Origin of the sequence: Dulcicalothrix desertica PCC 7102, assembly GCF_003991905.1 — a bacterium.
Lineage (GTDB): Bacteria > Cyanobacteriota > Cyanobacteriia > Cyanobacteriales > Nostocaceae > Dulcicalothrix > Dulcicalothrix desertica.
In genome coordinates, this window is record NZ_RSCL01000005.1 from 123,258 (window position 1) to 150,136 (window position 26,879).

Sequence of the window (26,879 nt, forward strand, 5' to 3'; positions counted from 1 at the left end):
ATTACAAGAAAATGTGCGTAATCTACTGTTATTTTATAAAGTTAATATTTCTTATTTATTGCAGCTTTTACAGGTTTATTTGTCTTTTTATAAGGATATAATTTTATACGAAATTATATACTAGCGTAGACAAAATAATTATTTTTATCTATAGTTATAGCAATTTGATGACCTGCAAATAAATCATTGTCATCGTAGTAAAATGTAATTTCACCATTTGGATGAAATACCAAACAGTTTAAGACTATTAGTTTTTTGAAAGCTTGAGATGAGACTAGCTCTTCATCTTCTTCTAACCATGAATTATTTTTGAGTTTCAATAGCTGCTCAACAGCGTATTGTTTTGTAACCTCAATATAGTGTGTTAACTGAAGAAAAACATCTACTGCTTTGTTTAAGGAGTCTTCTGTTGAACTTTTATCGTCTAACTCAAGAATCAGTCGAATAGATATTTCTTCAAAATTAATTTCTCCTTTATAGCAATCCAATTCAGCGTTATAAAACAAATTACCAAGAACTGGGCTGTTAATATGGAAATTACTCATTGATTTAAAAAATAATTTTATTGGCTATTTTTTTGCTGTTTTACTTTTTCCTAAATGATTTTTTTTACTTCTTCAATTTCAGCCTGAGATGTTGGAAATGCGAATATTAATTGCGGCACCGAGCCTATGAAACGGTCAACAAAGGCATAAAATGCTGCTTGGTCATCTTGATGACTAATTAAGTAAGCTCTAAGTTCGGCTTTTGTCATAGTGTCAAAGTTAGGTTTATTATAAAATCTCTAACGGCTCTAAAAAAGGGTTATAAGTTTACTTTAGAACAAAGTGATAATCTTGAAGATGCTACCCTGCGGGAAAACTCCGTTTACGTTCCTCAGCATGACATTAGATGCTACCCTGCGGGAAAACTCCGTTTACGTTCCTCAGCATGACACTGTAGTTCGGAATAGGACAGGCTTGCAATGCCTATCCTACAAGGATGGTTAATTAGGCTTAGATTACATTTGCGACTGCTGCGTATTTGGTCGCTAAATCTGCTGGCGCCATTGTTTCGTATGGTTCAAATGGTTGGTGAATCCACGGATTATCGGCTAGGTAGTCAACGTAGTAATCTGGTTCAATTACTGAGCAGGCTTTATACCAAAGTACGGCAGTACGAATATCTTCGATTTGAGTTGCGCTATATTGTTTAAGCCAAGGGATGGTTTCTTTGAGGGTAACGCCTGAGTCTACTAAATCGTCAACTAGTAGAATCCGCGAGCCTAGGGTATCGGTTGTCATTGCTAAATGTTGGGAAAAGATTAGGTTCCCCCTTTCTTGCTTGCCCACGCCGCTGTAAGATGATGTAGCGAAAATTGCTAGGGGCTTGTCGTAAATGCGTGAGAGGATATCTCCAACTCTGAGTCCTCCGCGTGCTAGACAAATAATTTGGTTGAATTCCCAGCCAGACTGATAAATCTTAGCCGCGAGTAGTTCGATTTTTTGGTGGTAATCTGACCAAGAAACGTAAAGGTCTGGCATAAACAACCTGGTGATAGCTAATAATACTAATTGTCGAGCTTTGACTATCTTATTATGAGTGCGAAGATTTATGAAGGATTCTGATTTAGATTATATGAGGAGCAAGGCTGGTGAGAAGCTGAATTTAAGTACTAAGCTAGCTTACGGCGCCGGAGATTTAGGTCCAGCGATTACTGCGAATATCTCAGTTTTTTTCTTGCTGGTTTTTTTTACTAACGTCGCGGGTATTCCGGCGGGGATGGCTGGCAGTATTTTGATGATAGGGAAAATTTGGGATGCTATAAACGACCCGTTTGTTGGGTATTTGACGGATAAGACAAAATCAAAGCGGTGGGGGCGCCGTTTACCTTGGTTGCTTTATGGTGCAATTCCGTTTGGAATATTTTTCTTTCTACAATGGATAGTACCACGGTTTGGTAGTGGTGAGAGTAATACTTGGGGTTTGTTTTGGTACTATGTGGCAATAGGGATATGTTCACAGGTGTTTTACACGGTTGTGAATTTGCCATATACGGCGATGACACCCGAACTGACACAAGATTATGATGAGCGCACAGGCTTAAATAGTTATCGATTTGCGTTTTCGATTGGCGGTAGTATTTTTTCATTAATATTGGCAAGAATTATTTTTGGCGCCGTTCCTGACCGTCAGATGCAGTATGTTGTTCTAGCTGCGATATGTGGAGTGATTTCTGTAGCTTCTTTATATTGGTGTGTGTTTGGAACACGTAAACGGGTTTTGGCTTTTGAAGCAAAGCGTATTCAAACCGAAGAAGAATCTGCTTTTTCAATAAAAGAGCAGCTAACAGCAGTTTTTACTAATATTCCTTTTTTATATGTAATTGGTATATATCTTTTTTCCTGGCTTGCCGTGCAAATCACTGCTAGCATTATTCCCTATTTCGTTGTTGAGTGTATGGGTTTGAAAGAATCTGATGTACCAACGGTAATGATAGGGGTACAGGGTACTGCTTTACTAATGTTATTTGTATGGAGTGCTTTAAGTAAGCGTGTTGGTAAAAAAATCGTTTACTTTTCGGGGATGACTTTGTGGATATTAGCAGCAGCAGGATTATATTTTTTACAACCTGGTCAAATTGGGTTAATGTACGTTTTGGCGGTAATGGCAGGGTTTGGTGTTTCCACAGCATATCTCGTTCCTTGGTCAATGATTCCTGATGTGATTGAACTCGATGAACTTCAAACAGGACAGCGACGTGAGGGAATTTTCTATGGTTTTATGGTGCTGCTACAAAAATTTGGGTTAGCATTTGGTTTATTTGTTGTGGGTTTGTCACTCGAAGCATCTGGTTTTAAAGCAGTATCTGCTGGAAGTGGCGCCTTACCAGTTCAACCAGAGTCAGCACTTCATGCTATACGCATCGCGGTTGGTCCCCTGCCATTGGTTTCACTAATATTAGGTTTGGTTTTAACTTACTTCTATCCCATCACGCGGGAAATGCACGCCGAAATATTATTAAAGTTAAAACAGCGTCAAGAAGCAAAAGAGAATTAAAATATGCCAAACCAAGAAGATTGGGAACAACAGTACCAAGAGAAAAATACTCGTTGGGATATTGGACAAGCGGCGCCACCTTTTGTTAGTCTACTATCTTCAGATTCGGCGCCTTTACCTGGACGTATGGCAATACTAGGATGCGGACGTGGGTATGATGCGGTACTATTTGCCAAACATGGTTTTGAAGTTACTGGGTTTGACTTTGCAACTTCCGCAATTGTGGAAGCGGAACAAATTGCTAAGTCAGAAAATTGTGACATTCAGTTTTTACAGCGTGATATTTTTGATTTACCTGAAGAATTTACAGGTTATTTTGACTATATTCTGGAACATACCTGTTTTTGTGCAATTGATATAGAACGGCGCCTTTCTTACGTAGAAGTTGCAAGTTCCATACTTAAACCACATGGTCAGCTAATTGGGTTGTTTTTTACACATAATCGTCCTGGTGGCCCTCCATTTGGCGTCACACCAGAGGAAATAAGGGAGTATTTTCAGGATAATTTTAAAATTCATTATTTAAATCTTGTGGCGAATTCAGTGGCATCGCGTCAAGGGGAGGAGCATTTGGGACTGTTTGAATTAAATAAATGACGGTTATCTCTCTACTCTAAGAGGAAAAATACACCTTTCCTGACATGGAGCAAATTGCAATAATACTTAATATTCTAGAATACTAGAATCATAAATATAAGTAGCAAAAGCGCTCTCATACAATAGATGGCTACTCCTAGTTTAGACGAACTATCTGCCCAGCTAGAAAGTTCTAGCTTACGTGACCGCATGGTTGCCCTTGCAAATTTGCGCGATGTGTCTGCCGAGGAAGCAGTACCCTTGATTAAGAAGGTGTTGAATGATGAATCGCTGCAAATTCGAGCGATGGCAGTTTTTGCACTTGGTATCAAGCAAACTGCTGAATCATATCCAATTTTGGTGAATATCGTTGAAAACGACCCCGACTATAGTATTCGCGCTGATGCGGCAGGCGCCTTGGGATACTTAGAAGACAAACGCGCGTTTGAAGTGTTGGTACGGGTGTTTTATGAAGAGACTAATTGGTTAGTAAGATTTAGCGCTGCTGTAGCATTGGGTAATTTAAAAGACCCACGGGCACGTGAAACATTAATTAGCGCGTTAGATGGGCCAGAAGTAGTATTGCAACAAGCGGCAATTGCTGCGCTTGGTGAAATTAAAGATGTAACCGCAGTAGATGAAATACTTCGCTTTGCTCAAGCTGAAGATTGGTTAGTGCGTCAACGACTAGCAGAAGCTTTAGGAAATCTTCCTAGTCCAAAAAGCGTTTCAGCATTGAAATATCTTGAAAAAGACAGTCATTATCACGTTTCTGAGTCTGCTAAAATTTCTTTAAAACGCCTAGAAGAAGCAGGTTATCCAGTTTAAAGAAGTACACTCGTTGTAAGCACTCGTTGTAAGCACTCGTTGTAAGCACTTCAGTGCTTTCCCCATAAAGACTGAAGTTTTTACTACCTTAATGCTCAATAATAAAAACTAGAAGATAAGGACTAAAGTCCTTAATACGAACATCATTTAATTAAGGCGTGAGAAACGATGAATATTCAAGACTTTTTTGAATTAAGTGCCGGAAAATGGTTTGCCCATCGTACTGTTCAAGACTTAGGCGCCAATAAAGCAAACGAAGCTAAATCAGAAATTGTTATAGAAAAATTATCAGCAACTCACCCTGATGTAGTGAAACTTTGCGAAGTTTTACAAGTAAACTCCAATTCTTCTGTTGTTGCAGCTAAGGTTAATTGGAATGATACAACTAAACTGAACCAAAAAAACGTAGGTACAACAGTTTTAGTTTTAGTTCCTGGCAATAATGCTGATGAGGGTAAGCTGTTACGTCAGGTTAGTAACGAAGATAAACCTTCGCTGGGTCAATATAAATTAGGTGAAGATGAAGCATTATCGCTATCGTTTGAATCTGGCACAACTTCTTATGAAGAACGTTTGTGGTTTGCCAGCGATAATCTGAGAATGCGCGTTAATGTCATTAAGCAAGCAGGTGGTGTAAATACTACTTCTTTCACTACCGAAATACGTATGGGTGTTCCTCCTGCTAAAGAATCTCAAGCTGCAAGTTCAGCATCTAGTTAAAGATTATCCCCCAACCCCCCGCGAATTCGGGGGGCTAAAAATAGCTTTATTTTCCCTTACCTTAAACCTTGCTGTTGCAATAAATTAGCAGCCCAAACAGTATCAGTCTTGGATAATTTCGGCGCCGGGTCGCTAGTATAATCTATTGCTAGATAAAAACCTGCTCTGTCATAGATTTGATTTATTAATAATTGCAAATCTAATAAAGGTTCATTATCACCCGTGCGTAAGGGTAATGGAAATTTAGGAATAGCTTCTTGGAGTTCAAAAGGGTATAATTCAGCTTTAGGACGGTAATTACTACGACTAACTAAAATGCGATAGCTACTAGGAATGTCTTTACCACTTATTGGCATTGGTTTTCCAGTTCTTAACAAGTCAATCTCAACAAGATGAGTTGCACTGCCTAATATTTTCTGACGTTTATTTTCATACGCATTTCGTCCTTCTTTAGAGAGTTTATTTTTTGGTGAAAGAAGCTCAATAACAGTTATCACTTCACCAGTTCCTACTTCCCTAACTTCTAAATATCCCTCCATTACTTCTTCAGGTATAGGAATATTTACATTTATAGGTTTATTTAATGGTTCAGCAACTGCTACATTTAAGTTTGTATCAGTAGAATCAGATTTTGAGCTAATTACTAAAACGTCTGGAATCCCTACTGATAAAGATGCTTCATTTATTTGATATACTCGCTTTTCAATGGCAACTCGATATTTAGGTAGTACTTGTGGGGAAATAGCATCAGAGATTGCCACTATTAAACGACTATGAACTTCTGGCCACAAGTCACTATTCTCAAGATAAGGATTCATTCCAGGGAATGGAGAAACCATAAGTCTTTATTTTAAATTTTTTCTTAAATCAATTGTAATTTAATTAGCGTAAACCTTGCTGGCGTAATAAATTATCTGCCCAAGTTTCATCAGCTTCAGATAATTCAGGTATAGGTTTACGTGTATAATCTATAGCCATGTCTAAGCCTGCACGATCATAAACTTCTTGTATTAAAGTTTGTAAACTTAATAATGGTTCGGTATCCCCTTGACGTAAAGGTAAGGGAAAAGATGGTATTGGTTCAGTTAGTTCAAAAGGATATAATTCAGCTTTAGGACGGTAATTGCTACGACTAACTAAAATTCGGTAGCTACTGTTAATAAATCTACCCACGATTGGCATCGGTTTTCCACCTCGTAGCAAGTCAATTTCTACAAGATGAGTTTCGCTACTTAATACTTTTTGACGTTTAGTTTCGTAAGCTTTTCGTCCATCTCCCGCGCACTTGTTCTTTGGAGAGAGAATTTCTATTGTTGTTACAACTGCTCCGGTTTCAACTTCTCGTACTTCCAGGTATCCTTCTCTTTCTTCCTCTGGCATTGGAATTGTTACAGTTACAGGTTTAGCTTCCGGTGAAGCAACTGCTACAGTCGAAGCGGTTTTGTCATTAGAGTCGGTTTTGGAGCGTCCCACAGATACATCCGGTATTCCTACTAAAACAATTTCTTCTCCAACCGTTTGATAAACTCGCTTCTCTATAGCTACCCGATATTTAGGACGTAACTGGGGAACTAAGTTATTAGCAATGAGTGTAATTAACCAATGATGCACTTCTGCCCAAAGGTCAGGGTCTTCGAGGTAGGGATTCATTCCCGGAAATGGAGAAAGCATATGGTGTGGTAAATAAACGATGTAGAATGACAGGCGCCATTTAAAACAATCGTAGCAACTTTACTAAATTATTAAAGACCCAAAAGTCGCACAAAGACGTTTGGCAACGGCAAGACGATAAGTATTAGTAAAGCTATTGAAAGAATTCCTAAAATGTCACGTTGGTTATTAAGTTCTGTTACATCGTTTAATGCTGGCTCGTCAATTAAAGGTACAAATATCAAAATGATTGCCCATAGTAAAAATCCTGGTTGTACCAATGCCAGTAATAACAGTAAGAAACGCGCAATTTGACCGATAATAATGGCGTTTCTTTGTCCAAACATGGCGTGGATAATATGACCACCATCAAGTTGACCTACTGGTACTAAATTTAATGCTGTTACTACTAAACCTAATAACCCAGCAAATGCAACTGGATGTAAATCAATCGCCGTTTTGGTAATTAATTGACTGCCTAAGACTAATTTTGATATTAATGCTAACAATATTGAGTATCTGGGGTTGAGAGAATCTGGGTTAAATAATCCTGATTGTTCGGTTAGAGGAATAATCGTTGAATTTGCTAATCCCCACGCTAGTATTGGCAAAGTCGCGATAAAGCCAGCTAATGGTCCAGCTACACTGATATCAAATAATGCTTTGCGGTTAGGAACTGGACTCCGCATTTGAATAAAGGCGCCAAAAGTTCCTAAGAATAGGGGCATTGGTATAAAGTATGGTAGTGTCGCACGAATTTTATAGCGTCTGGCTGTAATGTAATGACCTAATTCGTGAATTCCCAATATTGTTAATAATGCTAAAGCGTAAGGCAATCCTTGTAACAATACACCCGAATTTTGTCTTAGTTGTTGTGCTTCAACTCCAGCAATTCTTGCTCCTACCAAAGTAGTTGTCATTAGGGTTGCAAATAGTAAACCTAACGCTAATCCAGGTCGTGTTAATTTTTCTGAACTATTCTGATATTTGGCTAATTGAGTGTTAGGGACTAATACAAATATTGGTTTTCCGTTAAAACCTTCTTGAAGCATTACTAAAAAACGGTCGCCAAATTCTGCTTCGACGTTTTCTTTAACTTGTTGGTAAGCTGCTGTTGCATCTGTCCGCAGTTGACCTTTACAAATCACTGCTTGTGGTCGATATTCTATATCTTGAAGGTAATATAACGACCAAGGAAAACAATTTCTTAATTGAGCTTCTTCGTCTGGTTTAATTGGACGTACTGATACAGACGATTCTGCTACTCGATGAATAGCTAATTGAGGTTGAGGTGTTGCTGATTGAGTTTGGGTGACTTCACTCGGACGGCGCCCTATTTGAAATAATACCCAGTATAAAATAGGGCTAATTACCAAAGGAGCAATCATTAATGCCCTAGGTGGACGGACTTGTACACCATACACAGCAGACCATGCAGTCCAAATGAGTGGTGGCGCCATTAGTACCAACCATAGCAGCCAAACAGGTGTTCTAGTGATTCTGGCAACACTGCGCTGCACCATGAAATAAGTAATTATTCCCAGTAAAAGGAGAAACCAAAATGTCATCTGATTTTTATATATTTTGAATCGTTATAACCTGATAAAAGCAACATTTACACAAACACTCCTCTTAAAATAAGCTCTTCCCATGTCTCAAGAGAATCAAGACAAAAACCAAACAGTCAAGCAACCACGGGTTATACTCGATACCATTTATGCCTTTGCACCGAATCGGGACACTTTGGGAGGAACTGCTTACCTCATTGTAAGAAATGAAGGTAACATATTAGTCGATTGTCCAGCGAAGGATGATACAAACCAGGATTTTATCAAAGCACATGGTGGGGTACGTTGGCTATTTATTACTCACCGTACAGCGATTGGTAAAACTGCTGAACTAAAACTTGCACTTAACTGCGAAGTCATTATCCAAGAACAAGAAGCTTATTTGTTACCTGAAGTAGAATTAACTACTTTCAATCAAGAGTTAAGCTTGGACTCAACCTTGCAGTTGATTTGGACACCTGGACATTCTCCTGGTTCCTCTTGTCTCTACTATAGCGATTTTGGAGGGATATTATTTTCTGGGCGCCATATACTTCCTGACGGTTCGGGTAAACCAATGCCATTGCGAACCGCTAAAACTTTTCATTGGAAACGTCAACTCAAAAGTTTACAGTTACTACTGGAACGTTTCTCCCCTGATACGCTGCAATACTTATGTCCCGGTGCAAATACAGGGTTCCTTCGAGGTAAGCGAATTATCGAGAATGCCTACAATCAAATTAGTGATGGGATGCACGAATTTTTGTAGAGACGTTACATGTAACGTCTCTACGACAGGAAATATTACGCTGCTCCTACGACGACGTTTTGTTGCTGTAGAAGTAATAGTGCTGCTTGGTATTGAGCATCGTCCTTGGTTGCTACTTGGTCGCGTGTTAAAGGTTCAGAACTCACTACCTTGTCAGGTTTTATACCAATTTTATTAATATCGTGGTGTTGCGGTGTTTCGTATTTGGCAATGGTTACTGCCAACCCGGAACCGTCGGAAAGTTCAAATAGTGATTGAATTAAGCCTTTTCCAAAGGTTGTTTCACCTACTAGTGTTGCTCGACCGTTGTCTTGTAAGGCGCCTGCTAAAATTTCGCTAGCACTAGCTGTACCTTGATTGACTAGAATAACTAATGGGTCGTTAGTTAAAGCCGAGCCAAAGGCTTCAAAACTGCCTTGGATACCTTGACGATTAACTGTATAAACAATCGTACCCTCTGGAAGCCAGAGACGCGCTATTTCAACTCCTGCTTGCAGTAAACCACCTGGATTATTTCTTAAATCGAGTATGTACGAATCGGCGCCTTTTTTCTCTAAACTATTAATAGCGTGTGCTAACTCCATTGGGGCATTAGCATTAAACTGAGTTAAGCGCAAATAACCTACTGACTTACCTTGTTCTGTTTTGTGTAGTTGGGCAATAACTGGGTTGAGTTCAATGCGTGAGCGTGTTAGCTGTATTTCACGGTTTGGGGCGCCTTCACGCTCAATAACGAGTGTTACAATGCTACCGTTTGGTCCGCGCATTCTAGCTGCTGCTTCATCTAGAGTTAGTTTTTCTGTTGAAATACCCTCAATGGTAACAATACGGTCGCGTGGTTGAATGCCAGCTTTTTCTGCTGGTGAACCTGCTATTGGCGCCACAACTTCTAATTTACCTGTTTCAGGATTGAGCGCTATTTGCAACCCAACTCCTGTTAACTCCCCAGAAGTGTTGACCTGTAGGCTACGATATTGCTCTGGGTCTAAAAAACGAGTGAAAGGGTCATCTAGACTCTTGAGCATTGTCTGAATAGCTGCGTATGTAGCTTGCTGGTTTTGGAGGGGCTTTTCTAAGATTTTTTGCCGAACGGATGCCCAATTTTGATGATTAAAGCTATCATCAAGATAAGTACGGTTGACAATGCGCCAAACTTCTGATATAAGTTTTTGCTCGTCAGTCAATGCTGTTGCACTTTGACTGAAGCTAAAAAAACTAAGAACCAAAGCCATTAGCAGCGATAATACCACCCGAAAAGTTTTCTTTTGCATTTTGACCATTAGAAGCAACACGTTTAACTCAATTGCTAAATTAATCGCGCGGGGAAGTGCGGATTTGATGAAATATGTCTCTCGATTATGTTACTTTTTTTATAGGAGTGATGCATTCTCTCATCAAACAGGTGACCAATTGATGTGGTTCATCCTTCTTCATAAACGCTAAAATTTACTTTGTGTCTATCATCCTCTGAGATTGGGTGCAAAGTACGCCATAATACGAACAAACTTTGAAGAGTGTTAAGTTTAGTTTCATAGTCTTAGCACAATTGGGCGCCAAGACAACAAGCGAACCTCTATAAGCCAAAACCCCATGCAGTGATGTTTGGGAACTTTATCACAGTAAGTATCGATTTTTAGGAACTAGAGATTGTATGGCTAACGTTTACGACTGGTTTGAGGAGCGCTTGGAGATTCAAGCAATTGCTGAAGACGTAACCAGCAAGTATGTACCTCCTCACGTAAATATTTTTTATTGTCTGGGTGGAATAACCCTGACATGCTTCCTTATTCAGTTTGCAACTGGATTTGCGATGACTTTTTACTACAGACCAACCGTTGCTGAAGCTTATACTTCTGTACAGCACATCATGAACGATGTGAACTTTGGTTGGTTAATTCGCTCCATTCACCGCTGGTCTGCCAGCATGATGGTGCTGATGATGATTCTCCACACTTTCCGAGTTTACTTAACAGGTGGTTTTAAAAAGCCCCGCGAATTGACTTGGGTCAGTGGTGTAATTTTGGCAGTAATCACAGTTTCATTTGGTGTAACTGGTTACTCGCTGCCTTGGGACCAAGTTGGTTATTGGGCTGTAAAAATTGTTAGCGGTGTACCTGAAGCTATTCCTGTAGTTGGCGTTTTAATTGCTGATTTACTTCGTGGTGGCGCCAGCGTTGGACAAGCTACTTTAACCCGTTATTACAGCGCTCATACCTTTGTATTACCTTGGTTAATTGCAGTATTCATGCTGTTCCACTTCTTGATGATTCGCAAGCAAGGTATTTCCGGTCCATTGTAAAACGCGCTTATTGAAGAGCGCAATTAACTTAAACCTGAGCAGGAGAGCATATCTAAAATGGGAACACAAAAGAAACCTGACCTCTCGGATCCAACTTTAAGAGCCAAGCTGGCGAAAGGCATGGGTCACAACTACTACGGTGAACCGGCATGGCCTAATGACCTACTGTATATTTTCCCAGTAGTAATCATGGGTTCGTTCGCTTGTATCGTAGCACTCTCAGTTCTTGACCCCGCAATGACTGGTGAACCAGCAAATCCTTTTGCAACACCTTTGGAAATTTTACCTGAGTGGTATTTGTACCCTGTATTCCAAATTTTACGCACGGTTCCTAACAAACTTATCGGCGTATTCTTAATGGCAGCGGTACCACTGGGTCTTATACTCGTTCCTTTCATTGAGAACGTTAATAAATTCCAAAACCCATTCCGTCGTCCAGTTGCTACCGCTGTATTCTTGTTCGGTACTTTGGTAACAATTTGGCTTGGTATTGGCGCCACCTTCCCAATCGACAAGTCTTTGACTTTAGGACTGTTCTAAGCCAATAGCCTTATAATGGTTTTTTAACGGTTTGACGCCTGTGAGTTTCGTTATTGTGGGATAATTCCACAGAGCGAAATGAGCGCAGGCGTCATATGTTCTGTGGAGAATGTCGTCAATATGAAGCAAAATAATAAGAATCGGTAAGATTTGCCTCAATTCGTTTGACATTAGTTTCAATCATTTAGTATAAAATCTGTACATCACAATCCTAACTAAAAATAACGATTAACCGAAGAGTGTTTAAGTCAAGGTCAATGCTAGGCATGGAGCAGCAAGACCATCTGACGGTAAAGAGCGAACTAAAGCTTCTAAACCTAGTACAACAATGGTTTGAACAATTTTGTCTGAACTACCTATCGCCATCCCTCTGGTCTGAGAGCCAACTTTACCGTCTTAATCTCGCGTTGGCAGAAGGTTTTACCAACGCTGTTCGTCATGCTCACCACGCTTTACCACCAGAGACAACTATTGATATTGATGTTTGTTTGTTTCTTGACCGACTCGAAATTAGAATTTGGGACCGGGGTAAACCTTTTAACCCTGATGCGATTAGGGAACCGGAACCAGGTACTCTTCAAGTTGGAGGTTATGGTTGGTTTTTACTACGACGTTTGGCTGACCGTGTTGTTTACGAACGCACGCTCGACGGTCGAAATTGTTTGCTCATCGTTAAATACGCTTTAATCGGTCAATAATCAACGTCAACGAATCATAACAAGACTCGGCGCCTCACTCACTGACAGCACAGCAAATTTGAAGAGTAAATTTTGAATGAATTTGTATAAAATTAAATCAATAATTACGTAAACGCCGCATTTCTAGTTGCGGTTTTTTTTTGCTATGATGTGGAAAATTATATATGTCAAGTAAAATTTGTGCCAAAATTCAGAAAATATTCAGGATAAATACTTAAATTTAGGGTGCGTACCATTTTAATATTACAAACGAACCCTTTTATATATAAAGCAAATGCTAAAAACAAGTTATAGAAAAATAAACGATTTAGCTGTGAACAAAATCGAAGCAGCAAGTCACGTATTTGTATTTTTAGAGATTTTTGCCCGTGAGGGTGGGATTCAATCTTATGTAAAAGATGTATTTCGCTCTTATACAGACAAGAACGAAGCAATTCGTGCAGAAGTCTTTTTGCTACGGGATGCTGCTAACTGCGTGAATAAATTTGAATCTGCGAATTTGCGGTTTCGTTACTTTAAAACGAATTGGCCCCAACTCGACAGAATACGAATGGCAGCAGCATTATTTTTGCATTTGCTGCTTCATCGACCAAAGCATGTTTATTGTGGACACGTTAATCTTGCCAGTTTAATTGGAATATTTTGTAATTTTTTAGGTATTCCTTACACGGTGATGACACATGGTAAAGAAGTTTGGCAACCTTTACCAGCACTCACAGTTAAAAGTTTACAAAAAGCAACTTCGATTTGGACAGTAAGCCATTATACCCGTGACCAAATTGTAAATGGCGCGTCGAAGCTAGACGCACGAAAAATTAAAATATTACCTTGTGCAGTAAATAATAATTATTTTACGCCGGGAGAAAAATCGACGGCACTTGTAGAACGTTATGGTTTGAAGGATGCTAGGGTGCTGATGACCGTGGCAAGACTATGGTCTGGAGACCGATATAAGGGAGTAGACATAACAATACAAGCTTTACCTGAAATTGCCAAAGTTTTTCCAGACGTAAAATATTTAGTGATTGGTCGAGGTGATGACCAACCGAGATTAGCGTCTTTAGCAGCAGATTGTGGTGTAGAAGAGCGTGTAGTGTTTGCTGGGTTTGTAGCTAATGAAGAATTAGTAGAGCATTATCGTTTAGCTGATGCCTATGTTATGCCTTCGCAAGAAGGATTTGGGATTGTGTACTTAGAAGCAATGGCTTGTGGTGTGCCTGTTGTAGCAGGTGATGCTGATGGTTCTGCTGACCCACTTCAAAATGGTAGGCTTGGTTGGCGTGTTCCACATCGTGATGTTAAAGCGGTAGCAATAGCTTGTATAGAAATACTCAAGGGTGATGACCATCGATGTAATGGTGAGTGGTTACGTGAACAGGTCGTATCACACTTTGGTATTGATGCTTTTAGCGCGCGACTCAGAAAACAGTTCTAATGTTTTTACCACTATTCAATAACGGATTATAACTTCGCTTCTTCAAAATCGTTATCCTAGGAAGAGAACAAAAAAGAAATTTGAATTTATAAGTTTGACAATGAGCTTTAAATCCCCCCAGTATCAATTATCGAATCTCCGTCCAGTACTGACTCTAGTCGCTATCGCTTGGTTACTAGGGTCACTAGGGTTGAGTTGGTTGGTTAATTCAGTCTTAATTATCGTTGGATTGCTGCTTGTGGCGCCAGCTATTGCTTTTTTTGGCTTTCAGTGGTGGCTTTCTCGAAGCTTAGTAGCAGATAAATGCCCAGTATGTCAATTTGAATTTACAGGATTAAATAATACACAATTAGAGTGTCCGAACTGTGGGGAAGGGTTATCGGTGGAAAATTCACATTTTCATCGCATAACTCCCGCAGGTACCATCGATGTTACCGCAGTTGAAGTACCTACGAAATTACTCGAAGAATAGTTATTTTGGATGATAAATGTAGGTATTTTTAACAATTGACAGCTTAGTCTTGTTAAACAGTTGTCAATTGATTATTTTTTCTGTTGCGAAATCGAGAGCGTATAGTTATACTGTCCCTGAGATAATTCACCTACATATAGCGAGTAACTACCAGCTTGCCAAAACCCTGTAATTTCTGGCTTCTTGCCTGAGTAATTATCAGGTAGTACACAAAAACGACCCCCAGGTCCATCAATTAGTAATGTTGGTTGTCCGGAACCTTCGACCGTTAACCGTAAATACGGTAATGATTCGGTGACTTGGATAACCTGATTTGGAGTAGGTGCAATATTACCGCAGTTACCTTTGTTAGAACCTCCTGATTTACCTGTTAGGGTGAGAGGGTCTGGTTTGAAATTGGGACTGATTTTTACTTGCTCTGCTGTTGCTTGTTTGGCAATGGTGAGACTTAGACTCATCGCTAAAGCAGCTGGAACAAGCCTTAATAGTAAACCTGTTTTCATTTTAATAATGCCCGCCAACTCGCGCACGAGCGATAAAGTGTTGATAAAAGCTAATTTTATAGACGAAGGCAACTATTAAGAGGTTCCAATCGTCCCACGTAAAGATTAGTTATATGTTGAGAAATATTAAGTTGTAACTCGTTCGCTATTAACTATTAAATAGCCTTTAATTTATAAAGGTTGTGATTGCTTAAAAATTTCAGAATAAAGGAAATATTTATGACAACCCCAATTGTGAGGAGAGGGACAAACGAGAATAAGCCACGAGAGTCTGGCAAACAGGCGCGTTCAATGTCTTTGAAAACAAGGCGCCTTGCAGCTTGGGCAGCAGAAGTGGCAATTGTGTTTGTAAGTGGGTTGGTACCTTATGGAATAGGAGCTTTTGCGAATACAAGAAGCGAATTTAGTAGAGTACCGTTGAATCCGGTGATTGGAGTAATTGAGCGTGAAGTTTCGCGTCCTTTAGCATTGCCTGTAAGCTATGGAAATCGAAACGTTTCATTACCTACAAATATTTTGTGGACGATTGCTGCAATTGCACCTTTAACGTTTTCGTGTTGGCAATTATATTTACTAGCAAAGACAGGCAGTACGATTCCCAAGCGTTGGTTTGCAGTGCGGGTTGTTTCTGAACAAGGAACATCACCGGGTTTGGCGGCTGTTTTAGTACGCGAAGGAATTGGGCGTTGGGGTGTACCAATGTCTGTTGCTTATATATTATGGCGTTATAGTCCAGCGTTTCCCAATTTAGTAATTCTAACTGGTTTAGCTGGGATTGCAATATTAAGCGAAGCAACAGGATTTTCTTTAAAGCGTAATCGTCGTGCGTTCCACGACCAAATTGCACTCACTTATACAATTGACGCAACAAAACCCTTTATACCACCAAACACTGGGTTAAAGCAATCTAGGGAACAGTGGAACGAATCAGATGAAGAAGCTGCTATTGCCTCAGTGGTAATGTCTCCAGACACAATTCGACGCTCAGGACTATGGCGTTGGATGGTTTCCAACCCTAGTATTACTCTGTTTAGCATTGCACTAGTGAGTATGACTGCGGTTTTAGGGACGCTAGTCGGTACTCAAGTATACATTCAGTCACAAGAAAATAATCGAACAACAGAAGAAAGTAATCGTAAGCAGTTTACAGAATTAGAAAAGCGTTTGACACCAAGTTCTAATGCCAGTGTCGAAGAGCGTCAGCGCACCATTATGGCAATGGGAACTTTGAACTACTCACAAGCGACACAGTTTTTAGTAGATTTGTTAGCAGAAGAAACTAACCCAATTCTTCTTAATACAATTCAGCAAGCTTTAGTTAATGTTGGTGCTGATGCGATTCCTTATTTAAAGCGTAAAAATTTACAACTTGCAACTGCCGTTGATACGAGTTCTGGAAACGAACAATTGAAAAACCAACAAGAGTTACAAGTTAACCAACAAGCGATTAACAAAATTATTGGAACTTATAGTGGTCAATTACTAAACGTTGATTTAAGCCGTTCTAAGTTATCACAAACTGTCTCCAATCCAACTGCTTTCTTTAATTTGGTACTTGACAAAACGAATTTGTGGGGCATGAATTTTAGAGGCGCCAATCTGAATCAAGCTAGTTTTAAAAACACTCGTTTTCGGGGTCCGGGTTCAGATGGTCGCTGGGATACATATGATGACTGGACAGCGGATTTGCGGTTTGCCTCTATGAAGCAGGCAAATTTTACCGAAGCTAACCTCAGTCGGGTGTTGTTAAACAAAACTGATTTGAGTGGTGCCACTCTCAACAAAGCTAATTTATCTTCCGCACGTTTGTTAAGTGCAAACCTAAGTAGCGCTCAACTTGTAGGCGCCGATTTACGTGGTGCTATTTTAGAAAATGCAAGCCTTACAGGTGCTGATATTGGCGAAGCTAAATTGAATGATGCCGAAATGTTTGGCGCCCAATTAGGCAGGTCAATTGCAATAGGCACCCAATTATCTTACGCCAACTTAACCAAAACAAACTGGCAAGCAGCAGATTTATCAGGTGCTTATTTAGACCATGCGAATTTAAGTAGCGCGAATTTGAATGCGACTAGGTTGACAAACGTAATATTGCGTTCTGCGAACTTAGAAAATGCGAGTTTACGAAATGCCGATTTGAGTCTAGCAGACTTACAAGGTGCAAACGTAGCAGGCGCCGATTTTCAAGGAGCAATTTTATCTAGTTCCGGTCAAGACCCGAACGAGCAATTTGTACAGAAACCTCAAATAGGTGTTCAGTCAGCAGTAGTAAAAGGTGTCGATTTTAGTCAAGCCAGAAATCTAGATGCCAAGCAACTAGCCTACATTTGTACTCAAGGTGGCATTCATCCACGATGCCCGTAGTGTTATAAATGAAGAATGGGGAAAGGGAAAAGTAAGAAAAATAACCCTTTACCCCTAATTCAAAATTATGTGAGGAGTAGGGCAATGAGGCATCTTAAATATTTGACATCACTTGTATTCGCTGGTTCGATATTGGGGTTGACGCCGTTTGCTCAACCCGCTTCTGCACAAGTTGCATATGGAAGTTATGTAGGTGTTGGGCCTGCTGTTGGTCTTTCGGATGGTATTCAAGTTGGAGGTGTTTTAGCAGCACGTTACAAGCTTTTAGAAGTACCCGTATCATTCCGCGCGCAAGCTTTTGTAGGTAATAATGTGGCTGTTGTGCCTACGGTATCTTATGATATTCCTTTAAACTGGCAAACCGATGCTTATATAGGCGCCGGGTTAGTACTTGCTGGTGGTAGTGACCCTTCTCCTGTTGGTAACAAAATTAGCTTTGCGCTACAACCTGGTGTTGATTATGTTGTTCCCAACAGTAATACAGTAATTTTTGGTAATGCGATTATTGCATTTGATGCTTACCGCGATGGTGGTGGTACTGCACTTTCGTTACAAGGTGGTGTGGGTTTACGATTTTAATTCACAATTTCATACGGGTTATGATACAAAAATTGTAGAGACGTTACATGTAACGTCTCTACAATTTGATTGTTTAATTATGGTTATATTAATGAATGATTATTTTTTGGTAGCTGGCAGTATAGAAGAGTGGGCGACAGTTTTTACATACTTGGGTTTAACGGTGTTTGTGATAGGCGCCATATTTATCGCTGGCAAAAAATAGGATTATAGTCTTTAACCAATAGATAGATTTTTATATCGAAGTAGTAATACTAGAGGTAGATTCTCTGTTGTGTAAAGCATCTTAAAATATTGAACAACTATCAGCATGAAGTATAACTTATGATGGAGGCAAAGCCAGTTAGTCCTAATAACCTCTTCTCTTCTGAAGGTGAAATGGTGGGGCTTGTGCAGAATAAGGATTGGGCTGCAACACCACTCGGTTCAAAGGAAAACTGGCCACAAAGTTTACGAACTGCTGTAGATATTTGTTTGTATTCACGGTTCCCAATGGTAATTTGGTGGGGACGAGAACTTGTTTTAATTTACAACGACGCTTGGCGCCCAATTCTTGGTCCAATTAAGCACCCCAAAGCATTAGGCAAACCCGGATACGAGATGTGGCAAGAAGCTTGGGACATTATTGGAGCGCAACTCAACGGTGTATTAAATACAGGGCAAGCTACATGGTCTGATGATTTATACTTACCTATAAATCGGTTTGGTTTTATAGAAGAATGTTATTTTACTTATTCTTACAGTCCTATTCTTATAGAAACAGGAGAAGTTGGAGGAGTATTTACTGCTGTTACGGAAACTACCGAGCGTGTAATTGGTGAGCGACATTTACGAACATTACGCGAACTTGGCGCCAATACATCCAAAGCAAAAACTGTTGAGGAAGCTTGCAAGTTTGCTGTTAATACTTTATCTCATAATCCTTACGATATTCCTTTTGCTTTGTTGTACTTAGTAGAAGAAATTGAAACGGCAACATTTGCGCGTATTGTTGGTGCGGTAGGGATTGAGACGGGATGTGATGCAAGTCCAACACAAGTAGATTTAACACAAAATCAAAGCAGTGATGTTTGGAACCTTGCAGAAGTTTGTCAAACTTGCGAAGCGGTAATTATAGATGATTTAGCATCTAAATTTGATGCAATACCTTCGAGTGTCTGGAGTACACCGCCGAATTCTTGTATTGTAATGCCAATTGCTCAATCGGGACAAAAAAAGCAGCTAGCTGGATTGCTAGTTATGGGTATTAGTCCCCAGCGCAGTATGGATGACACTTACCAAAGATTTTTTGAATTAGTAGCTAACAATGTAGCAACTGCAATTGCCAACGCTTCGGCATATGAAGCAGAAAAGAGACGCGCGGAAGTGTTAGCAGAATTAGATAAAGCTAAAACAACTTTTTTTAGTAATGTTAGTCACGAATTCCGAACTCCACTGACATTAATGCTATCTCCGTTAGAAGACATGGTGGCAGAAGATGCAGAACTTACGCAACAGCAAAGACAAATATTGGAATTAGTTCATCGTAATGGCTTACGTTTACTGAAACTCGTTAATACGCTGCTTGATTTTTCTCGTATCGAAGCAGGACGAGTACAAGCAGTGTATGACAAAACTGACTTAGCAACGCTGACAAGAGAACTAGCAAGTGTATTTCGTTCTGCTATTGAAAAAGCGGGACTACAGCTAATAATCAATTGCCCACAATACATTGAAGCATATGTAGACCAACAGATGTGGGAAAAAGTCGTTTTAAACTTGATTTCTAATGCTTTTAAATTTACCTTTGTAGGAGAAATTGAAGTTGCGCTGCACGCTATTGGTGACAATATTGAACTAAAAGTGCGCGATACTGGTATTGGTATTCCAACTACAGAACTACCACATTTATTTGAGCGATTTTACCGTGTTGAAGGCGCCAAAGGACGTTCTTTAGAAGGGTCAGGAATTGGGCTATCACTAGTACAAGAATTAGTCAAGCTGCACGGTGGCAATATTTATGTAGAAAGCATTGTAGATAAAGGCACTTGTTTTACAGTATCAATCAAGAGAGGGTATGCCCATTTACCTGCTGACCGTATCGGTGCAACTAGTACACTTGCCTCAACTGCTTTAGGCGCCACACCTTATGTCGAGGAAGCTTTACGCTGGCTACCTCAAACACTCCAAAAAGTGGAAAGTGTAGAGACCGAATTAATTCGGTCTGTACAAGTGCTGAGTCAACTACAAACCATTCGTAGAGACGTGATTAATCACGTCTCTACTCAGCACTCAGCACTCAACACTCAACACTCGAAGCGCATTTTGCTTGCAGATGACAATGCGGATATGCGTGAATATGTCAAGCGTTTATTAGAAGAAAATTATATAGTAGAAGTTGTAGGAGATGGGATAGAAGCTTTAGCTGCGATTCGTCAACAAGTTCCTGATTTAGTTCTGACAGATATAATGATGCCGGGACTTGATGGTTTTGGGTTATTGCGAGAACTAAGAGCAAACCCTGATACTACAGATATTCCAATTATTATGTTATCAGCGCGTGCGGGTGAAGAGTCGCGCGTTGAAGGTATGGAAGCTGGAGCAGATGATTATTTAGTGAAGCCATTCTCAGCTCGTGAACTAAAAGCGCGCGTTGCAGCAACTTTGAAATTAGCTCAGTTACGCAAAGAAGCATTAATACGTGAACAAGCATTGCGTCAACAAAGTGAAGAGACTTATAACCAGCTTATATCTCTTTTAGAAAATATGAGCGATGCATATATTGCTGTAGACAAAGAGTGGCGAGTAGTCTATCAAAATGCAGCAGCCGAACGTATCAATGCTAAACCCCGCACAGAGGTACTAGGTAAAACTCACTGGGAGGAATGGGCGCCTTCGGTTGGTACAAATGTAGAATATCAGTATAGGTGGGCAATGGAGCATCAAGTTCCAGTCCACTTTGAACACCATTATTATCTGCCAACTGTTTACGATGTTTGGCTAGAAATTCATGCTTATCCTAGCGAGAGCGGATTAAGTATTTTTTATCGAGATATTACCGAGCGTAAGCAAGCAGAACAGGAACGCGAACGTTTATTGCAACAAGAGCAAGCAGCACGGGCGGAAGCTGAAGCAGCAAACCGAATTAAAGATGAATTTTTAGCAGTGTTATCTCACGAGTTACGCTCACCTCTCAACCCAATTCTTGGTTGGGCAAAATTATTACAAACCCGTAAATTTGACGAAGCAGCTTTAAAAAGTGCGCTTTCAACAATTGAACGTAATGCCAAGTTACAAGCGCAACTTATCGAAGACTTACTTGATGTTTCACGAATTTTACAAGGTAAACTTAGCCTGAATATGGTTAGTGTTAACTTGATACCTGTTATTGAGGCAGCACTCGAAACCGTGCGTTTAGCAGCAGAAGCTAAAAATATTTGTATAGTAACGCAGTTTGACTCAATTGGACAAGTTCTAGGTGATGCTGGACGTTTGCAACAAATTATTTGGAACCTTCTATCTAATGCCGTCAAATTCACGCCCCCTACTGGACAAATTAAAATTTGTTTAGAATGTGTAGAGAATCAAGCTCAAATTTCAGTTAGCGATAATGGTAAAGGTATTAGTGCAGACTTTTTACCTTACGTATTTGAACACTTCCGTCAAGAAGATAGTGCCACAACCCGAAAATTTGGCGGTCTGGGACTAGGGTTAGCAATTGTTAAGTATTTAGTTGAATTGCATGGTGGAACAGTTAAGGCAGAAAGTCTGGGTGAAGGACTTGGCGCCACTTTTATAGTTAGATTACCTGTGATACAAAATTTAACAAAAACCGAAGAAATAAATATGAACTTATTAGATACTCCTTCAAATACCCTGCCTCTTGCAGGTAAAAATATTCTTATCGTAGATGACGATACAGACAATCTTGAATTTTTTAGCTTTATCTTAGAAGAGTATGGAGCTACTGTTACAACAGTGTCATCAGGAACCGAAGCTTTACAATTACTATCACATTCTCAGCCCGATATTTTACTCAGCGATATTGGCATGGCAGAAATGGATGGGTATATGTTAATACAAGAAATACGGACTAGGGAAAAAGAGAAAAATATACAACAAATACCAGCAATTGCATTAACAGCTTATGCTGGTGAAATGAATCAGCAGCAAGCATTAACAGCAGGTTTTCAATATCACATTGCTAAACCTGTAGACTCAGAAGAATTACTCGAAGCTATTTGTAAATTACTATCTTGATATATTTAAGTTTGTTTAAGTTTTATTAAGGGACGGGCAAGGATGCCCATCCCACAAGAGAAAAATAAATTCAAATTACTACAGCTTTGTGCAAACCAGTAGTACCGTTTTTGGTGGTTTCAAGTGCAGGCGCCACGAGTACTACTGGTTAAAACTGTAGGTTGGGTGGAGGAACGGAACCTAACAAATGGTTTTGATGTTACTTGAAGAAAGCACAGTCAGGATTCAAGCTTGCAACTAGTACTACTGGTTAAGAGTCTACCAGTAGTACTGTTTGATATGTTTACTTGACAGGCGCCTTTCTGGTGGTACTACTGGTTGAGGATATGTTGGGTTACGCAAAGCCTCCACCCAACCTACAATTTCAAGCAGTAGTACTGGCAAATATTATGATTACTTTCGATTTCCAAGGAACAAAAGTATTAGTTACAGGTGCCTCGCGAGGAATAGGGGAAGCAATAGCAACAGGTTTTGCAAGAAGTGGTGCCCGTGTAGCAGTTCACTATCATCAGCAGTATGATGTTGCTGAAAGTGTGTGTAATTCTTTGGAAGGTACGGGACATATTACAGTTGGAGCAGACCTTGGCAACCCTGTAGCAGTTGAGGAAATGGTGACTTCGACGTTAAATGAATTTGGGCAAATTGATATTTTGGTTAATAATGCAGGTATTTATCAAGAGCATCCTTTGAATCAAACCAGTTATGAAGATTGGCAAACAGTATGGCAACAAACTATAAATGTTAACTTAATAGGCGCCGCGAATGTTTCGTATTGTGTAGCAAAACATATGATAGAACAACGCAGTGGACGGATTATTAATATAACTTCACGTGGTGCATTTAGAGGAGAACCAACAGCTACTGCATATGGCGCCAGTAAAGCTGCTCTTAATTCTTTGAGTCAATCATTAGCTCAATACTTGGCGCCTTATAATATATTTGTGACAGCAGTAGCTCCAGGTTATGTAGAAACCGAAATGTCGCGTGCAGTTTTAGAAAGTCCAGCAGGGGATTTTATTAGACAACAAAGTCCATTAAATCGTGTTGCATATCCTGAAGAAATTGCACACACAGTTTTGTTTTTAGCTTCACCAGGTTCTGAGTTTATAACAGGTAATATTGTTGATGTGAATGGCGCCAGTTATTTACGCTCGTAATTATGGCGCTCTAGCAATCAATACCTTTAAAAAATAGTATTATAGAAGAGAATAGGCGTTATAGTAACTCTACAAGGAGGGTCGAATCAATGCTAATTGCACCAAACGAAGAAAAGATGTGGGAAGAACAGCCCATAAAATACAATATTAGCAAAGTGGATGAGATGTATAGTGATGTTAAGATAGATACCAACTATTTAAAAGCAAAAAGAAGAATACTTAACGAAAGAGGCCGTCAGAAGCTTCCAGGATTTTTAGAAGCGCTAAAAAATCGTGATTATATAGATTTAGAACTCTTCGCTCAGGTCAGCAATTTCTGGGATGTAAAAAAGCAATCTAGGCTGATAGAGTCGATATTAATTAATATTACAATACCACCAATTATTCTTTTTGAGAAAAGGTATGGGTATAAATCTTATGAATTGATAGATGGAAGGCAGAGAATTATAGCTATTCGTGATTTTTACAATAACAAGTACCAATTGAACGGACTTGAATTTTTGTATGAATTTGAAGGATGCACTTATAGAGAACTTCCTATTGAAATTAGAAGAAATTTGGACAACCATTCGATATCATAGGCAACTAGTTTATCAGTCGGAGCAAGTCTTTTCCTTGTTAAAGAAGAAATATCTTACTGTCAACCAGCAACTATTGTCAGTATAAGAATTAATAACAGTCCAGTAGAACAGGTACAAACAACAGATGGAATGGAAGTTGGGCTAAAATTTGATATAGATGCAAAAATTGGATGGCGCCTATATCAAATATAGTCTGTAAAATCATGTTAATTCCCAAAAATAAAATGGGCAGAATAATAATACAGCTTTAATAAACTATTTGTATAAAATTTTATGGACGAACAGCTTATTGCTGCGATTGAGTCGGGTGATATCCAGCGTGTGAGAGAATTACTTGAAGCAGGCGCCAATCCGAATGCGAAAAAGGGTGGTAACACAGCATATCAACTTGTGCCTCATGGTAGAGATGATATTAAATGCACGCTTATTGAAGCTGGCGCCAACGACGCATCACTTCGACACTCGCTTGTTTGGGCAGTTGGGACACGTCGAGTTGAAACGGTAAAAGCTCTAATTCAAAGAGGCGCCAATGTTAATATGGCATCTGTTGGTTTGGGAAGTCCACTTCAATCTGCTGCAAGAGAAGGTAGTTTAGAAATCGTTGATGTGTTAATTGCAGCTGGTGCTGATGTTGATGATGGCAATTCAATCTCAACTCCTTTATTAACAGCGATTGAGGAAGGACATTTTGACATAGCCCTTAAACTGATTAATAACGGCGCCAATCCAAACCAAACAGCTACATATGCTAAAGTTCCACCAATTGGAATAGCAGCAGTACAAGGTTCACCATCCGTAATTCGTGCCCTTTTAGCTGCTGGTGCAGATGTTAATGCTTTAATAAATCAAATTACTATTAATCAAGCAAAAATTCGTAATTCAACTGGCGCCGCATTAAAATCAGCGTTTGAGATGTTAGAAACAGCAGGCAAAGCTATCGAAAAACTCGACGCAGTTGAAACAGAAACATCGCTATCTGAAGTTAACGAAGTAGTAGAATCAGTTGATATTGCCGCAAATCGAGCCAAATTATCAAGTAATAACATTCCTCAGCCAGAAAATGCAGTTGATACATTTCCTGTAATTTTAGCAGCACGTTGTGGTCATGCAGAAGCGTTGACTGTTCTTATGGAAGCAGGCGCCGACCCCTACTGTAAAGATGGAGAAGGATTATCAGCTTACGAATGGGCAGGACGAAACGAACATTCACGCATTCTGGAAGTTTTGCGACGATTTGGTGTAGATGGAACAAGAGTAGACAAAAATGAAAATTTAATACTAGCTGCTGAACAAGGAGATGTAGCTACTGTTAGCGAGTGGTTAACACAAGGTGCTGATATCAACGCACGCGACCAAAGACGCAAAACTAAAAATAGTACACCTTTGATGTTAGCTGCTGCCTGTGGACATATAGAAGTTGTTGAGGCACTACTGCAAGCTGGCGCCAATCCGAATTTAAGTGATGTAGGAGACGAGACAGCCAAAACTCCATTAACTTTGTTTGGGCAATTTAAGCCTGAAACTATTGCTGCTATAGGGTATCGTCTGGGCAGAACACCACTAATACTAGCTGTTAATAATTTAGCAATTTTACAAAGGCTTCTAAGTGGAGGCGCCGAACTAAATACTCAAGATGCATTGGGTTACACAGCTTTACACCTTGCTTGCCAAGATGGAAGTGTTGAAGTAGTTAGAGAATTAATCAATGCAGGAGCAGATGTCAACATTACAAACCATTACAAAGAAACAATATTATTTCGCCCAGCACAAAAATGTAACCTTGAGTTGATTAAATTACTTATCGAAACAGATGTAGATGTCAACGCTGTTTCTAGTTCGGGAGAAACCGCTTTAGCATTAGTTGCTGGCGCCACTTGTAATATTACAGCACAAGTACTAGAAGCAGTAGAATTTTTAATCGCAGCAGGCGCCGACCCTAACTTACCGAACTGTTCTATGACCCCACTTGCTCAAGCTGCGAGTCAAGGATATTTGAGCGTTATGCAGCGTTTATTAGATGCTGGGACAAGGATAGAACTTTGCACTAATAATGGTTATACAGCATTTGATATGGCTGATTTATACGGAAGAGAAGAAGCGTTAGAATTTCTCGAACAACGTGCTGGTGATTTTAGCTGGAAAAGCCGTTGGAATAGTGATGACTCATATAATGAAGATAACAAGAATGACGAAGATGACGAAAATGAGGAAGACGATGAAGATAAGGGTTGGGATATTGAACTAGCTCAACCAGACTTTACAGAAGCAGCTAAAAACCCCGAATATCAAAAAGCAGTTGCAGAATTAGGTGAAATTTGTGGTAGCCAACCAGTACCCATGTATGATGATTTTCCTGGCTACTTTCAAGTGCATGTTAACACCAAACGGCGCCGTGATATCAAAACAGAACAATTACAACAACAGTTTTTGCAATGTGGTTGCTTTGTCTATGAACCTAACAAATACTTTGATGGGGAAGGACCTAAGAAACTTTGTATTTTACCAACTACAAATAAATATGATGTAATTGCCTTACATCAAACCAACGGCTGTAATTATGGCATAAGTCCAAGTTCTGTTGTTCAATGGCTACGGGAACTTGAAGCCGAACAACCGTTTATTTTAACGCTTATAGCTCATGATACTTTAGAAGGACGCTTCCTTACACCAATTAAAGACCCAGAAGAACTTGCCACAAGGATGTATGATTTTTGTTCTGATATTGTTGACCAAGGTTGTGGTTCAGTTGAAAACTTAGTTGAGAGATTGCGCTCAAGCGACTATCTTTACTTCTGGTGGGATTAATTTTTCGTAGCATATACAATATATACAATGTGGAGACGTTACATGTAACGTCTCTACATATATTGAAAATCAACAAAG

At 39.6% G+C, this 26,879-nt stretch carries 24 protein-coding genes and 1 pseudogene; 16 read left to right on the forward strand and 9 right to left on the reverse strand.

Annotated elements, in window-relative coordinates; all coding sequences use genetic code 11:
• Window positions 1-113 precede the first annotated feature (113 nt).
• The 3 genes and pseudogenes from DSM106972_RS11915 to DSM106972_RS11920 form a co-directional block, all read right to left on the reverse strand.
• Window positions 114-545, reverse strand: a complete 432-nt coding sequence (locus DSM106972_RS11915) for a DUF2262 domain-containing protein (RefSeq protein ID WP_127080913.1) — start codon at window positions 543-545, stop codon at window positions 114-116.
• 50 nt (window positions 546-595) lie between these two features.
• Window positions 596-760: pseudogene (locus DSM106972_RS52165) on the reverse strand (DUF6887 family protein); the annotation flags it as partial.
• A gap of 235 nt (window positions 761-995) precedes the next feature.
• Entirely contained in the window at window positions 996-1,523 is a 528-nt protein-coding gene (locus DSM106972_RS11920; RefSeq protein ID WP_127080914.1) for a phosphoribosyltransferase, read from the reverse strand.
• 70 nt (window positions 1,524-1,593) lie between these two features.
• Here DSM106972_RS11920 and DSM106972_RS11925 point away from each other — a divergent pair, with 70 nt between their 5' ends.
• From DSM106972_RS11925 to DSM106972_RS11940, 4 genes are all read left to right on the forward strand, one after another.
• The gene (locus DSM106972_RS11925; RefSeq protein ID WP_127080915.1) at window positions 1,594-3,039 is read left to right on the forward strand and encodes an MFS transporter; all 1,446 of its coding nucleotides are present in this window, start codon (window positions 1,594-1,596) and stop codon (window positions 3,037-3,039) included.
• Between the two features lie 3 nt (window positions 3,040-3,042).
• The gene (locus tag DSM106972_RS11930; protein WP_127080916.1) at window positions 3,043-3,636 is read left to right on the forward strand and encodes a methyltransferase domain-containing protein; all 594 of its coding nucleotides are present in this window, start codon (window positions 3,043-3,045) and stop codon (window positions 3,634-3,636) included.
• A gap of 126 nt (window positions 3,637-3,762) precedes the next feature.
• Complete coding sequence (locus DSM106972_RS11935; protein WP_019490093.1) at window positions 3,763-4,443, forward strand: HEAT repeat domain-containing protein; 681 nt, start codon at window positions 3,763-3,765, stop codon at window positions 4,441-4,443.
• A gap of 168 nt (window positions 4,444-4,611) precedes the next feature.
• Window positions 4,612-5,163, forward strand: coding sequence for a phycobiliprotein lyase (locus DSM106972_RS11940; protein WP_127080917.1), 552 nt, complete (start codon window positions 4,612-4,614; stop codon window positions 5,161-5,163).
• Window positions 5,164-5,219: 56 nt separating this feature from the next.
• Here DSM106972_RS11940 and DSM106972_RS11945 read toward each other — a convergent pair whose 3' ends face one another.
• The 3 genes from DSM106972_RS11945 to DSM106972_RS11955 all read right to left on the reverse strand — a co-directional run bounded on the left by DSM106972_RS11945 (window position 5,220) and on the right by DSM106972_RS11955 (window position 8,381).
• The gene (locus DSM106972_RS11945; RefSeq protein ID WP_127080918.1) at window positions 5,220-6,002 is read right to left on the reverse strand and encodes a DUF4058 family protein; all 783 of its coding nucleotides are present in this window, start codon (window positions 6,000-6,002) and stop codon (window positions 5,220-5,222) included.
• Window positions 6,003-6,045: 43 nt separating this feature from the next.
• Window positions 6,046-6,834 (reverse strand): DUF4058 family protein, encoded by a 789-nt coding sequence (locus tag DSM106972_RS11950; RefSeq protein ID WP_127080919.1) that lies wholly within the window; start codon window positions 6,832-6,834, stop codon window positions 6,046-6,048.
• A gap of 71 nt (window positions 6,835-6,905) precedes the next feature.
• A complete protein-coding gene (locus DSM106972_RS11955) occupies window positions 6,906-8,381 on the reverse strand; it encodes a site-2 protease family protein (protein ID WP_127080920.1) in 1,476 nt (491 codons plus the stop codon).
• 82 nt (window positions 8,382-8,463) lie between these two features.
• Between DSM106972_RS11955 and DSM106972_RS11960 the strand changes: the two genes are divergently transcribed.
• The gene (locus tag DSM106972_RS11960) at window positions 8,464-9,129 is read left to right on the forward strand and encodes an MBL fold metallo-hydrolase (protein ID WP_127080921.1); all 666 of its coding nucleotides are present in this window, start codon (window positions 8,464-8,466) and stop codon (window positions 9,127-9,129) included.
• Window positions 9,130-9,164: 35 nt separating this feature from the next.
• Here DSM106972_RS11960 and ctpA read toward each other — a convergent pair whose 3' ends face one another.
• Window positions 9,165-10,409 carry a carboxyl-terminal processing protease CtpA gene (gene ctpA, locus DSM106972_RS11965; RefSeq protein WP_127080922.1) on the reverse strand — a complete coding sequence of 415 codons (1,245 nt, stop codon included), beginning with the start codon at window positions 10,407-10,409 and terminating at the stop codon, window positions 9,165-9,167.
• A 371-nt stretch (window positions 10,410-10,780) separates the two neighbouring features.
• Between ctpA and petB the strand changes: the two genes are divergently transcribed.
• From petB to DSM106972_RS11990, 5 genes are all read left to right on the forward strand, one after another.
• Window positions 10,781-11,428, forward strand: coding sequence for a cytochrome b6 (petB, locus tag DSM106972_RS11970; RefSeq protein WP_019490099.1), 648 nt, complete (start codon window positions 10,781-10,783; stop codon window positions 11,426-11,428).
• 57 nt (window positions 11,429-11,485) lie between these two features.
• A complete protein-coding gene (gene petD, locus DSM106972_RS11975; RefSeq protein ID WP_019490100.1) occupies window positions 11,486-11,968 on the forward strand; it encodes a cytochrome b6-f complex subunit IV in 483 nt (160 codons plus the stop codon).
• Between the two features lie 257 nt (window positions 11,969-12,225).
• Entirely contained in the window at window positions 12,226-12,666 is a 441-nt protein-coding gene (locus DSM106972_RS11980; protein ID WP_127081202.1) for an ATP-binding protein, read from the forward strand.
• 274 nt (window positions 12,667-12,940) lie between these two features.
• Complete coding sequence (locus DSM106972_RS11985; protein ID WP_127080923.1) at window positions 12,941-14,101, forward strand: glycosyltransferase; 1,161 nt, start codon at window positions 12,941-12,943, stop codon at window positions 14,099-14,101.
• Window positions 14,102-14,201: 100 nt separating this feature from the next.
• Window positions 14,202-14,573, forward strand: coding sequence for a hypothetical protein (locus DSM106972_RS11990; protein ID WP_127080924.1), 372 nt, complete (start codon window positions 14,202-14,204; stop codon window positions 14,571-14,573).
• A 71-nt stretch (window positions 14,574-14,644) separates the two neighbouring features.
• On the opposite strand, the gene DSM106972_RS11995 is transcribed toward DSM106972_RS11990, so the two are convergent.
• Entirely contained in the window at window positions 14,645-15,076 is a 432-nt protein-coding gene (locus DSM106972_RS11995; protein ID WP_127080925.1) for a hypothetical protein, read from the reverse strand.
• Window positions 15,077-15,295: 219 nt separating this feature from the next.
• Here DSM106972_RS11995 and DSM106972_RS12000 point away from each other — a divergent pair, with 219 nt between their 5' ends.
• The 3 genes from DSM106972_RS12000 to DSM106972_RS12010 all read left to right on the forward strand — a co-directional run bounded on the left by DSM106972_RS12000 (window position 15,296) and on the right by DSM106972_RS12010 (window position 22,258).
• Complete coding sequence (locus DSM106972_RS12000; protein WP_127080926.1) at window positions 15,296-17,440, forward strand: pentapeptide repeat-containing protein; 2,145 nt, start codon at window positions 15,296-15,298, stop codon at window positions 17,438-17,440.
• An 84-nt stretch (window positions 17,441-17,524) separates the two neighbouring features.
• Window positions 17,525-18,019: a hypothetical protein gene (locus DSM106972_RS12005; protein WP_127080927.1), complete on the forward strand. Its 495-nt coding sequence runs from the start codon at window positions 17,525-17,527 to the stop codon at window positions 18,017-18,019.
• A 324-nt stretch (window positions 18,020-18,343) separates the two neighbouring features.
• The gene (locus DSM106972_RS12010; protein ID WP_127080928.1) at window positions 18,344-22,258 is read left to right on the forward strand and encodes an ATP-binding protein; all 3,915 of its coding nucleotides are present in this window, start codon (window positions 18,344-18,346) and stop codon (window positions 22,256-22,258) included.
• A 258-nt stretch (window positions 22,259-22,516) separates the two neighbouring features.
• On the opposite strand, the gene DSM106972_RS54855 is transcribed toward DSM106972_RS12010, so the two are convergent.
• Window positions 22,517-22,642, reverse strand: a complete 126-nt coding sequence (locus DSM106972_RS54855; RefSeq protein WP_267901096.1) for a hypothetical protein — start codon at window positions 22,640-22,642, stop codon at window positions 22,517-22,519.
• 5 nt (window positions 22,643-22,647) lie between these two features.
• Between DSM106972_RS54855 and DSM106972_RS12015 the strand changes: the two genes are divergently transcribed.
• The 3 genes from DSM106972_RS12015 (at window position 22,648) to DSM106972_RS12025 (ending at window position 26,801) form a co-directional block, all read left to right on the forward strand.
• Window positions 22,648-23,415 (forward strand): SDR family NAD(P)-dependent oxidoreductase, encoded by a 768-nt coding sequence (locus DSM106972_RS12015; RefSeq protein ID WP_127080929.1) that lies wholly within the window; start codon window positions 22,648-22,650, stop codon window positions 23,413-23,415.
• An 89-nt stretch (window positions 23,416-23,504) separates the two neighbouring features.
• Window positions 23,505-23,996, forward strand: coding sequence for a DUF262 domain-containing protein (locus DSM106972_RS12020; RefSeq protein WP_127080930.1), 492 nt, complete (start codon window positions 23,505-23,507; stop codon window positions 23,994-23,996).
• A gap of 273 nt (window positions 23,997-24,269) precedes the next feature.
• On the forward strand, window positions 24,270-26,801 hold the full coding sequence (locus DSM106972_RS12025; protein ID WP_127080931.1) for an ankyrin repeat domain-containing protein: 2,532 nt from the start codon (window positions 24,270-24,272) through the stop codon (window positions 26,799-26,801).
• The last annotated feature ends 78 nt before the right edge of the window (window positions 26,802-26,879 follow it).